At 65.7% G+C, this 11,874-nt stretch carries 3 protein-coding genes; 2 read left to right on the top strand and 1 reads right to left on the bottom strand.

The features are described from left to right. The first annotated feature begins 29 nt into the window (after positions 1-29). Positions 30-4,970 (top strand): HEAT repeat domain-containing protein, encoded by a 4,941-nt coding sequence (locus ACQPYE_RS17755; protein WP_498722441.1) that lies wholly within the window; start codon positions 30-32, stop codon positions 4,968-4,970. A gap of 1,179 nt (positions 4,971-6,149) precedes the next feature. Then, positions 6,150-10,007: a serine protease gene (locus tag ACQPYE_RS17760; protein WP_498722442.1), complete on the top strand. Its 3,858-nt coding sequence runs from the start codon at positions 6,150-6,152 to the stop codon at positions 10,005-10,007. A 227-nt stretch (positions 10,008-10,234) separates the two neighbouring features. On the opposite strand, the gene ACQPYE_RS17765 is transcribed toward ACQPYE_RS17760, so the two are convergent. Beyond that, entirely contained in the window at positions 10,235-11,653 is a 1,419-nt protein-coding gene (locus ACQPYE_RS17765; protein WP_498722443.1) for a pentapeptide repeat-containing protein, read from the bottom strand. Between the last annotated feature and the right edge of the window lie 221 nt (positions 11,654-11,874).

Consider the following 11,874-nt stretch of genomic DNA (forward strand, 5'->3'; position numbering starts at 1 on the left):
GTCTGGAAACGCTGGAAACTGGAGGGCCCGTGACACACGCACCGCTGGACGTGCTGGCCGATCTGCACTCGCTGGTGGGATCACCTGGGTATGAGGTGCTGGCGGGGCACGCCGTGGGGTTGTCCAAGTCGTCGGTGGGCAACCTGCTGACCGGCCGCACCAAGCCGCGGCGTGAAACCGTGGCGGCGTTCATTTCTGCGTGCCTCGCCTACTCCAAAGCCCACCGGTTCCGCGGTCTAGCCGCAGACCAACGTGAACAGAGCTTCTGGCAGAGCCGATACGAAGCGGCGAGGCGGCCTGCTGACCAGGCCGTTGACCGGGTTGTCAGGGATTACCTGGCGGTGGTCGGTGAGAGGTTCGGCAGGTTGGCCTTGGACACCTTGATCCCGCTCAACGACCAGGACGAGCATCCGCCGATGTGGCTGCGACAGGTGTTCGTCGGGCAGGACGTGCGGGCTGACCCGCCACCGGTGGACCTGCCCAAGGACGTGTGGCGCCGCGTCGTAGATGCTGGGTACCTCGCCGCGAGTGATGCGCACGGCGGTGTGGACCGTGAGGTGCTCGATCGGCTGCACCGTAGCTACCAGCAGCGTCCTCGGCGGTCGGTGCTCGGTGTGGTGGCGCACCCGTCCTCGATCAAGACGGTGTTGCTTGGTGACCCGGGTTCGGGCAAGTCCACCCTGGCCAGGTATCTCGCCCTCGCGCTGGCGGGCGGGGTGGCCCTGCCTGCGGAGTTGGAACCGCTGCGCGGCGTGGTGCCGTTGGTTGTCGAACTGCGGGTGTACATCTCGTCGAGCCAAGAGAGGGATTTCCTCGACTTGGTCGCCCACCTTTACGACACCGAGCACTTCGGCCTGCCCAGGGCTACGGTTGAGGCTTTGCTGACTTCCGGCCGCAGCTTGGTGGTCTTCGACGGGCTGGACGAGGTGTTCGACCCGGCCCTGCGGGAGACCATCACCAAGCGAATCATCGGCTTCACCGGCAAGTATCCGCAGGCCAAGGTGATCGTGACTTCCCGGCTGGTGGGTTATCAGCGGGCGCTGTTGGACACCGCCGGCTTCGCCCATCACAAGCTGGAAGACCTTGACCGGGATCAGATTGGCGCCTTTGTCGACCGCTGGTACGGCACGGCGTTCCCGGACGACCCCGGCGAGGTGGCAAGGATGTGCAGCCGACTGCTCTCGGCCGTTGACGGCGCCCGCGCGGTGGGCGACCTCGCGGGCAACCCGCTGCTACTGACCATCCTCGCCATCATCGGCAGGCGCCGCGAACTGCCCCGTGATCGTCGAGCCGTCTATCAGCACGCGGTGACCGTGCTGGTCCAGCATTGGGACATCGACAAGCACCTGGCTGGCATCCGAGTCGATGAGGGCCTATCGACCCTCGTCGAGGAAGACAAGCTCGAACTCCTGCGCCGGGTGGCCCGCCGCATGCAGGACGCACCGGCGGGCTTGGCTGGCAACCACATCCCGGGTACCGACCTGACCGAGGAGTTCGAGCGCTATCTGCGCGACGACCTCGAGTTGCCCGCACACCGGGCCCGCCCGGTCGCCAACGCGATGCTGGAGCAGTTCCGTCATCGCAACTTCATCTTGTCCCGCTTCGGAGCGGGTGTGTATGGGTTCGTGCACCGGGCGTTCTTGGAGTACTTGGCCGCTGACGACGTCGTACGGCGCTTCACCCACGAACGCAGCCTCGACGAGTCCGACCTCGTCGCTCTCTATGCCAACCGATGGAAGGACCCGGCCTGGCACGAGGTCCTGCGACACGTAGCAGGCATGCTCAACGAGAACTTCGCCCGCCTGGTCATCGAGCACCTGCTCAACCTCAATCCCACCTGGCGCCAATCACCGGATTCTCTGCCGCACCATCTGGTCTTGGCCGTGCAGTGCCTGGGCGAGATCAGACGGCTGGGTGCCCTCACACCGCTGAGTCGAGCCGTGGCCAAGGCCGTGACCGACCTACTGATGGTGGCAGGCCACCGTCAACGCAACTTCGACAGCAAGCTGACTAAGCTGATCGAAAGCAGTGTGGTGCCCGCGCTGTCCGAGTTCGGGCCCTATTGGGCCGGGCGCGAGGTGTTCCAGGAGTGGTACACGGCCGAACACGCCGTACTGGTTCGCCAAGCCCGCGACTGGGCCCCCGACGTGCCGACGCTCGCGACCCGCATCGCGGCGCTGCTCGCAGGGAACGATCCCGAGTTCCGCGATACGCTGCGCGAGCAGGCACGGACCGCGCCGGTTGCGACGCTCCGCGTCGCCGCAATCAACGGCTTGGCCTGCGGCAACATCACAATCGACGATGTCAGGCTGCTACGTGGACTCGTGGAGGATGACGAGGACGACACCGTCCGGGCAGCAGCACTCACCCATCTGATCCCCGCAGTCGCCAAGGACGAGCCCACGGCAATCTGGCTACGCGGCCTCACACCGCGCGAAGAGGGCTCCGCGCTGCCAGCCGCGGTGGTCTCCGCGCTGGCGACCGGATGGGCCGACCACCCCGACACCCTCCCGTGGCTCTACCGGCACCACATCGAGACGCCGACTGTGGTTCGAGTGCTGGCGACTGAGTGGAGCGGACACGAGGGCGTGCTGGCCTGGCTCCGCGAGCTGGTGGCGAGCGACGAGCCCATCAGTTCCCGCCGGCAGGCGGTCTGGGCGATCGGCCAGGGTTGGGGCCAGGTGGCGGGCGTCCGGAAGTGGCTGGCCGAACTGGCCGAGCACTCAGGGAGCGACGTGCGCGCGGAAGCGCTGGTCACGATCGGCGCCCGGTGGTGGCACGAGCCGGAGGTGATCAGGTGGTTGCGATCCCAGATCGAGGCCGAACGCGACCAAGGAGTTCGAAACCCCGTGATCGATCAGCTGTGCGAGGTGTGGACCGGGGAGGAGGCTGATGCTCAACTGCGGATATGGGGCCGCACTGATCGCGACGACGGAGTCCGACAAACGGTCATTAACGCCACGGCCGAGCGGGCGTCCGGCCCTGAACTGCGCGGCTGGCTGCGCGAGGTTTTCACCACCGAACACGGCTACCGCCCACGCACTGCGGCCGTGAGGCATTTAATACGGGCGGGCGAGGATTGGGCTTGGGTGGAGGCGCACCTCCTCCGCAACATGGACGCGAGTGTCCGGCTCGCGGCGGTGGCGGCCATCACCGCGCACTCGGCCAAAGACGACCTCCTGGCCTGGTTGAAGGACATCGCCACTAGTGATGCCTCATGGTTCGTACGCGAGAACGTGTTGAAGGTGATCGCTGCGGGGTGGCCGCGGGAACCGGCAACTCTGGAGTGGTTGCAGGAGCAGGCAGCCAGTGGGGATGTGAGAGGGGTGGCACTCACCGCGATCGCGACCGGCTGGCCCGACCAGCCGGGAACACTGGACCGATTGCGTGCCAAGGTCCACGCGCAGGCAAGCCACTCCGCCCGGTGGGCGGCCCTTGAAGTCGTGGTCGAGGACTGGTCGGCGGAGCCGACCACCCCACGTTGGCTGCTCACCCTCGCCGAGACCGACGTGGATCAGGACATCCGAGCCTCCGCTCTCACCGCAGTCATCAACACGCCACCGGAAGGCATTCCCCTGTTGGCATGGCTGTGCGACAAGGCCACCAACGATTGGGGCACGCAGGCGCGGGAAACCGCCATCAAGGCGATCGCCAAGCACTGGGGGGATGGCGCGGCCGTGCGGGACTGGGTAGTGGACCGGTTGCGGTCGATGGATTACCTCGGCTCCTGGCGGAGCAGCGGCACGATCAGGGATGCCTGGCTGAGAGACCCCGCAGTGCGAGCGCACCTAGTGGATCTCGCCGAGCAGGAACCCAACAGCGCATTTCGGAAGTTCGTGGTGGAGGCGGTGACGGAGGGTCGAGCGGATCTGCCTGCCGTCTCCGCGTGGCTGCGCAGCCGTGCGGTCGCTGATCCGGCCCCTGCGGTTCGGATGGCGGCCATGCGGCAGGCAGCGAGGCATACCGCGGACACGGAGTGGCTGGGCGCGATCTCGGCCACCGACCCGGATCCCGAGATCCGCGCCAGCGCGACAGCGTTACTGGCGGCGTCTCCCGAGGAGCTGCAAGAGGCATACCTGGCCGCGACAAATCCCGTCGAACGCCGGACGCTGTTGTGGGAGCTGATGTCCGCTTGGGCAGCGCGAGAAGACGCGCGCGCCTGGGTCCGGCAACTGGCCGAGAGTGCCGGGGACGCACAGGACCGAGCCTCGGCGCTGAATGCACTGAGCGCTTATTGGGAATGGTGGCCGGGAGCGTTTGACTGGTTGTGGGAGCGAGCCTCGGACGACAGCCCATTGGTGCGGCGAACCGCACTGGCGGCATTGGCGAACTCGTGGCAGTACCTACCTGATTTGGTAGATCGACTTACAGCGGTGGCTGACGACGATTGGGAAGTGCGGCTGGCGGTAGTGCGGTCGACCGAAGAATGGCCACCAGGTGCTGGGGCTGAGCAATGGTTGCGGGAGCAGGCCCGGAACGATATCGACCCGGCAGTCCGTGCCGTAGCCGTGACGTACGCAGCTGACGCTGCACCTGAAGACGGCGACTTGATCCCCTGGCTGCGGTCGGTAGTGGCATCCGACGAGGACTGGTTCCCTCGGAGCATGGCGGTGGAGGTGGCGGCAGTGTTCGGGGCGCGGTTGCCTGGGATCGTGGAGTGGCTGCGGGAGGTTGCCATCGGTGACAAAGATGCGCTGGTGCGGAGTGTGGCTGTCGAATGGTGGGCACTGGGGTGGGGGCACGACCCGGCAGTCCGGAACGAGCTGTCACGGCTAGGTGCAGAAGACCCACGCGCCAGCCAGCGACTGGCAGTAACGCGGGCGCTCGCCCAGTCGAGGCCCGGCGATACCGAGGTGACCGCGTGGCTGCGTGAGCAGGCCCAGGATCCCGACCCAGGTGTTGCCGCTGCGGCTGAGCGGGAACTGGGTGATCGGGCCGTAATCCCGGCACTGGTACTGGAGGCGGAATAGAGAAATATCTACTCGGCGGTTGGGGTAAGCAGGCCGTGGCGCGGATGCCGGTACCTGACCGGCGAGCGGAGGTTGCCCGGCAGCATGTCTGACGGTGCGCCGACCACCTCGACCAACTCGTCCTGCACCTGAAGCCCGAGCCGGATGTCCCGCAGACCAGCCCTCCCGGCACGCCCGCCGAGCCACCAGACACCGCCCAATCCAGGGCACGTCGTACCCGACACGCACGTCACTGGACCCGAAAGCGAACCCCGCACCGCGCGCCATCACGCCGCCAATCACCACAGGACAGGCTTTCCCTCGCCACCGGCAACGTCATCCGATCGACGGACACCGTCCGATCCGACACAGAAGGAACACGCGCCGCCGAGCGACCCGACAGTGCGGGGGAGCGTCAGAAGCGGAGACGCGGCGTCTGGCACTGCCGGCACCGACCGCACCCCTACGACGTGCCTCGCGCCGCAGAGGCGGCAGTCCGTCGCACCAGTCGGAGCGACCTGCGGAACACAAAGCCCCACGCCGCCTCCTGATAGACTCAGGAAAGCTTCGTGGGGCAATTGATGTGTCCGATTGCTCGTCCACTTGCTAGTGGGAAATCTCCCACCACCTTCGACAGGTAATGGTCCATGGGTACACCCTACCGGCTAAGATGACTCTATCGCATGCGTGGGAAATTTCCCACACCAGCTTTTGCTCAGCGAAACAGTTGGACGCCTCGGTAAGTACTCCCTGTGATGTCTCGGTGAGTCTGCGGCGCTCCTTCGGTCCACATCAGGCGATATGCTAACTGCGCACAACCGCGAAGACTGGCATGGTGACGGTTGGCCCCAGAGGAACCGTCTCTGCAGGAGGTCCCATCCAGAACCCGATTGCCTGGAAGACTCCGCTGTTCGGCCAGATTTACTGTAAAGCTCCGAGGGAACCGCCTCCGCTGAGTGAAATCATCGGTCGGGAAGATGGTTGATCTCAATTAGCGTGCCACCAACAGTAGCGCGAGAGAAAATTTGGCAAAGAACCGCTTGTAGGATCTCAGGCTGGCCGACGCAGATGCGGATCCAAATACCCGGAGAGGGACTTCTCCGACCTGTTCTACGTGCGATGGAAGGGCTGCTCCTGGATGCCGGGAGATCTGCTCGTGCCCGCCCGCCGCGTCTGGTACCGGCAGTAGGCTCAAGGACTGTGCGCGCGAGCTACCGGGAGCGCCCGCCCTGGTTGGCGCGGGTGGGTGAGGTCGGCTCGGGCGTGCTCATCGCACCGGACCTCGTGCTGACGTGCGCCCACGTCGTGCCCCACGATTCGGTGGACGTGACCCTGGTCCACCTCGGCGTCACGGTCGCCGCGTCGGTCGAGTTCCGTGACCCGGTCGAAGACGGCGACCTGGCCGTCCTGCGCCTGACCACCCCGGTTCCGGGCGCTGTGTGCGCGCCGTTGCGGGCGCCGACCGCGATGAGCGACCACACGTACCTGGTGCAGGGCTTCGCGGGCGGCCACCACACCGAGTCGCGCGGCCGGATCGGCGGGCGGGTCGGTCCGGGCTGGGTGCAGCTGGAACACACCTCCGGTCACCCCATCGCCCGCGGCTTCTCCGGTGCGCCGGTGTGGGACGACGACGTGCGCGCGGTCGTCGGCATCGTCGTGACCGCGCATAAGGCTGTGGGCGGCGGCAACCTCATCCCGGTCGAGGAGATCGTCCGGCGGTGGCCGTCCGCCGCCACCTACACGGGTTGGCGGGTCGACCTGGACGACGCGTTCGACACTCACTGGCTGCCCCGGGCGCGCGGCGTCGAACCGCACGAGCCCACCGACGTCTGGCACTTCGTCGGGCGGCACCGGGCGTTGACGGAACTGGCGTCCTACCTGCAAGGACCAGCCGACGGGCGGGTGCGGGCGGTGGTCGGCAGCCCCGGTTGCGGAAAGAGCGCCGTGATCGCGCGGACCGTCATGCTGGCCGATCGGGCGGGCCGCCCACTCGTGCCCGAGGACAGCCTCCCGCCCGAGGTCGCTCTCCCGCCGGTCGGCAGCGTGACCGTCGCCGTCCACGCCCGCGGCAAGACGTTGATGGACATCGTCCGTGCCATCGCCGACGCCGCCGATGTCGAAGCGGCCGACCAGATCGAGCTGCTGCAACGCTGCGGGCCCATCTCGGTCGTGGTCGACGCGCTGGACGAGGCGGCGGGCGACGCGCCGATGGCAATCGCCACCATGCTCAACCGGCTGGCCACGCACTCGGAGCGGCACGTCGTGGTCGGCACGCGCGTAGGCGCACGCGGGTCGACCACGAACGCCCTGCTGACCAGGCTCGGCAACCCAGTGGTGCTCGACCTCGACTCCGAGGGCTACCTCGACCACCAGGACGTGATCACCTACGTCGAACATCGGGTAGGCGACCATATTCGGGCCGCAGCCATCGCCGAGCACGCGGGCGGGAACTTCCTCGTCGCCCAACTGGCCTGCCTGACCGGCTTGGACCGGCTGCCGACTAGCGTCGGCGCAGCCGTCGACGACTACCTGACCGTGCGGTTCGACCGGCCGCAGTTGGCACGTGACCTGCTCCTGCCGCTCGCCTACGCCGAGGGCTCGGGCCTGCCGGAAGGACCGCTGTGGCTGGCCTTGGCCAACGCTGTGAGCGCCGCTGACTACACCGCCCGCGACCTTCGTGAAGTCCTGACTTATACGACCGGTTACCTGGTCGAGCAGACCGCCGGGACGTTCCGGCTCTTCCACCAGGCCTTGGACGATGCGTTCCGCGCCGAACGGCCGGGCGCGGAACCGGTGGTCTACGAAACCCTGCGCGGGCTGGTAACCAGGTGGGAGGACACGCCCGAGTACGTCCGCACGCATTTGACCCAGCACGCCGTCGCCGCCGGTCGTCTGGACGACCTGGTCGAAGACCTCGACTTCATGCTGGAGGTCGACCCAGAACGAATAGTGCCCCACTTTGCACACGTGACCTCCGAACGGGCCGGCCTGGTCCGCCACATCTATCGCCGCGCGCTGCACACCTTCAAGGACGGCGACCGCGCCCACCGTGCCGCCTGGTTCGCGTTGAAGGCGAGGCAGACTGGCTTCGACTCGCTCGCCGACGAGGTCAGCGGCCCGATCGCATGGCGCGCGGTGGTGTTGGCACAGCGACACCCGGAGGACAGTCACCAGGTGCTCGGCCCTGTTTCACAGCTGACGCGGGCTGGCATGTGGTTGGACTCTCGGGGTAACCCAGCAGTTTTGACCACCGGCCGCGACGGGGTCGCCGTACTGCACCGGTACCGGGATTACCGCCTTATCGAGGTGGACCGTTTAGTCACGGGTGACCCATACATTGAGGTACACGCGCAGGAGGTGCTGACTGACGGGCGAGAGGTGGGGTTGAGCACGAGCCGGGACGGCGTCCTCTTGAGGTGGTCGTTCACCGATCGGCTACACGTCACCGGGACAATCCAGCTCGGCGGGATGCGCGGCGTCGGCGACGTGGACACGACCGTCACCCAGGACGGCAGACTGCTCGCCAGCGTGGTGGACGGCTTCTCGCTGTGGGTCGTCGACTTCACTGACGATGTCCCCTCCCTGTTACACCGGGTGCCGCTCCCGGGCCACACGTGCGCGATCACCGCTGAGGGCGACACCGTCCATCTGGCTTGTGCTGACTCTGATCTCGTGCGATTCGCGGCCCTGACCTCGAATAGGGTCGTCATGCACGCGGCGACCCACCGGGCGGTAGGCACCTTCAGCGTCGTCCGCTTCGCTACCACGGCGGACGGACCAGTGCTGTTAGTCGCATTCACAGACCGGTCGCCGGGCCCGCTGGAGCAGATCGCCGATATACCGTTCCCCGTGGTCGCAGTAGGTATGAGGACCACGTCGCCCCCGCGGACCGCATGGCGGAACGTCCTCGCCACGGGCGTGCTGATGGACGGTCGGGCGGTCGCCGTGACGTCCGGCATGTTCGGCGGAGCCACGTTGTACGAGGTAGGTACCGAAGTTGTCCCGCTCGGCGAGCCCCTGGCCGTGAACCAGCCCATCGCCGGCTCGCTCGCGATCGGCAATGGCCCATACGGCGCTCCTGTAGTCCTCACGCACACTCTTGATCACGTCCAGATGTGGGACGTCGACCGGCCGCCGTCCTCGGCAGCCATACCGCCGGCTATCCCTGCCGACACCAAGGTGATTCGTTTCCTACGAGGTAACGGCACCGAGGTCGTCGCGAGGAACCTGCGAAGCGACGGCATGGAGGTGACAACGGTGACCGACTACCTCGTACAGCACGTCGAGACCGCAGCCGGGAAAGACATCGAAGTCATCACACACGCGCCCAACAGACCGGTGATCGCACTGCGTCGGCGCGCCGGAGCGGTGGAGTTGTGGGAGTACAGCCCGCAGGGATTCCGTAAGACGCGGCCAGCGATCACACCGGTCGGGCATCACGAGGATGAGTCGTACCTGTCCGTGGACGACACCGGGTCGCTAGTGGTCGTGTGGAACCCATACGGCGAGCTGACCTGGTGGAAGTGGGACGGCAACAGGTGGCACGCCACGACAGACCACTTCGAGGCGGACCCAATCGAACAGCGGGAGTGGCCTCAGCCCTACTGGGTGCGCGGTGAACCACGGATGCTCGTCACGGGCGCGGCGACATTCATCGCCCGTCCCGGCAAGCGGTTGGCCGATCTCGACCACGACTACATCGTCGAGGTCGCGATCGGGTACGACGCGGCTGAGCCGGTTGTCGCGTTGGACATCGGCGACCGCATTAGCCTGCTGTCGCTTGCGGCCGACCAGTTCGCTCCGTGGTCACGGCCATGGCACCACGGGCTCGCCTCGGTCCGCCGTGTCGACCTCGTATTTCCCACCGCTGGGCAGGCGCTCATCGCAGCTGGGGGTGCAGGAGGCCGGGTCCGCGTCTGGATGTGCGGTCGCGGCGGAACGGCCCGTGAACTGGCGTCGATCGACATGGAGTCCAAGCTGGAGGACCTGATCTGGACCCGGGACCACCGGCTGGTCGTGTGGCACACGGACGGCGTGTTGAAGCTGGACTTCGGCTAGTCTTTCTTGCTGTCGTCCCCGGTCTTGGGTTCGGTGGCCGCTGGCTTGTCGAAGAACGCGGGAACCTTCTTCAGGTGTTTTTATCGACCCGATCAAGAAGACCACCGCGATGAGGAACAGCACCAGGATCAGCAGGCCCAGCGGGAAAGGGCTTGCCGCATTCCTCCTCGGGATGTCGACTTGCTCTGTCGTTTACTGTCACATGACGCAGGGTCTCCCAGTATTACTCAATTATTCTGCTGTTTAAATTGTTGTGGGAAGCCTCGTTTGAAAGTTGCCGTGTTAGCATGGTGGACTTGGTTGAGTGTAACGCCGAAGAAATCGACCTCGCCTTCGAAGACGGCGTCAGTGAGCCAGAGATCCTGGGCAAACTTTACGCTGCCGTGAAATCGGGCATCGCAGAGGAACTTGACGTGTCGGAGGGTGACGCTTTCCTGGAACCGTGTCGACATGAAGTTAGCCTCGTTACTATTTTTGGGGGGCCACCACTCGATCTCGGTTGTCGGTTTTCCTAGGGCGAGGTGTGGCTTGTTGTGGAAACATGCATGGTCGAAATTTGTCACGCCCTGTACGACCATCAGGGTGAAGTAGGTGTCTCCGTAAAAGTTCGCTCCGCCAAAATGGAGGTCTCCAACCTCGCAGCCATTGAGGCTGAAGTTCATTAGAGTGGCGCCCGTAAGGTCAAGTTCGACCCTAGTGTCGCCGCCCCAGTATTTATGATTGGTTGGCTTACCCTGTTTGTCGCGAAGTGGACTAAGGTGAGTGTTGAGCAGTTTTTGAGCGGTCAGACGGACCTCGCGTTCCCTGATGTTGATCTGATAGTCGGTATGCGTCTTCGATGTCTGGTCTTCTCTGGACGGTGGAGCTTCTAGCAGGGTTGGATCTGGAGGTTCGAACGGCATCCTGAGATAACCGCATACAAGGTCTAGGACAGCCTCCCGCCGCGAGTCGCTTTCTTGGGCAAGTTGTTCCAGGGTGAGCAGACCGGCTAACCTCACTGGTGCCGCGTCTGATCCAAGATGGCTGATGGCTTGGGTAAACTGGTCGGCTTCCCGGCGGGCGGCGGCTTCGATTGCGGTGTCAATGGCAACCTGTTTGGCGAGTTCGCGTGTGCCCTCGGCGGCTTGCTCGGTGTGCTCTTGGGCTCGGTCGCGTTGAGCCAGTTCAGCATGAAGAACGTCCACTTCGGCGCGGCGCGTATCTAGCTCTGCACGGCGGGTCTCCAACTCCTGCTCGTGGGTACGTTGACGACGTACGGCCAGGTAGGCAACGAACACGGCGCCCACGGCGCCCAACGTCGACACCGAGAGGGCTGCCGCCCGCAGTACGGCGTCCACTCGTTTGTCCGAAGGCAGCGGTTGGCTGTCAAGCCAAGCAAGCTGTGCCCATAACGCTCCCGAGGCAAGGAGCAGCCCCACTACGATGTACGAGAGGACCGTCCAGCCTGACAAGGGCTTGTTCGCGGTTCGCCGTGGGGGTAGAGGCGCGGGCGGTGTATCACCGGCAGCACGGTGATTGGTCATGCAGCCAGCGTCCCGCATCCGGCCTTTGCGTGTCTTCGCGCCATAAGGGGGATGCTCGTCCATGGCGTGATTAGGTATGGCGGTGACGGTCGGACCTGCGGTGTCGTACGCGACGGTGAGCATGGGGTTGCGTCCGCCTCGTGTCGTGGTGGTGTTCGACGCTGGGGTGCACTGGCATCACCGTGCTCGGCGGGCGTTGTACGCGGCGGGGCGGGTGTGGGGAGGCGCTGGCTTCGCGTTGGTGCCGCACCGCGATGGTCGTGTCGATCAGCGGTTGCTGCGGGCGTGTCGTGCCTATGACCCCGACTTCGTCGTCACCGTCTCGATGCCCTTGGGGGAATTGG

This window comes from Actinosynnema sp. CA-299493 (assembly GCF_050946825.1).
Classification (GTDB): domain Bacteria; phylum Actinomycetota; class Actinomycetes; order Mycobacteriales; family Pseudonocardiaceae; genus Actinosynnema.

Coding starts and splice junctions, on each gene's coding strand:
- ACQPYE_RS17765 (WP_498722443.1), bottom strand. CDS start 11,653: ATGCTCACCGTCGCGTACGACACCGCAGGTCCGACCGTCACCGCCATA.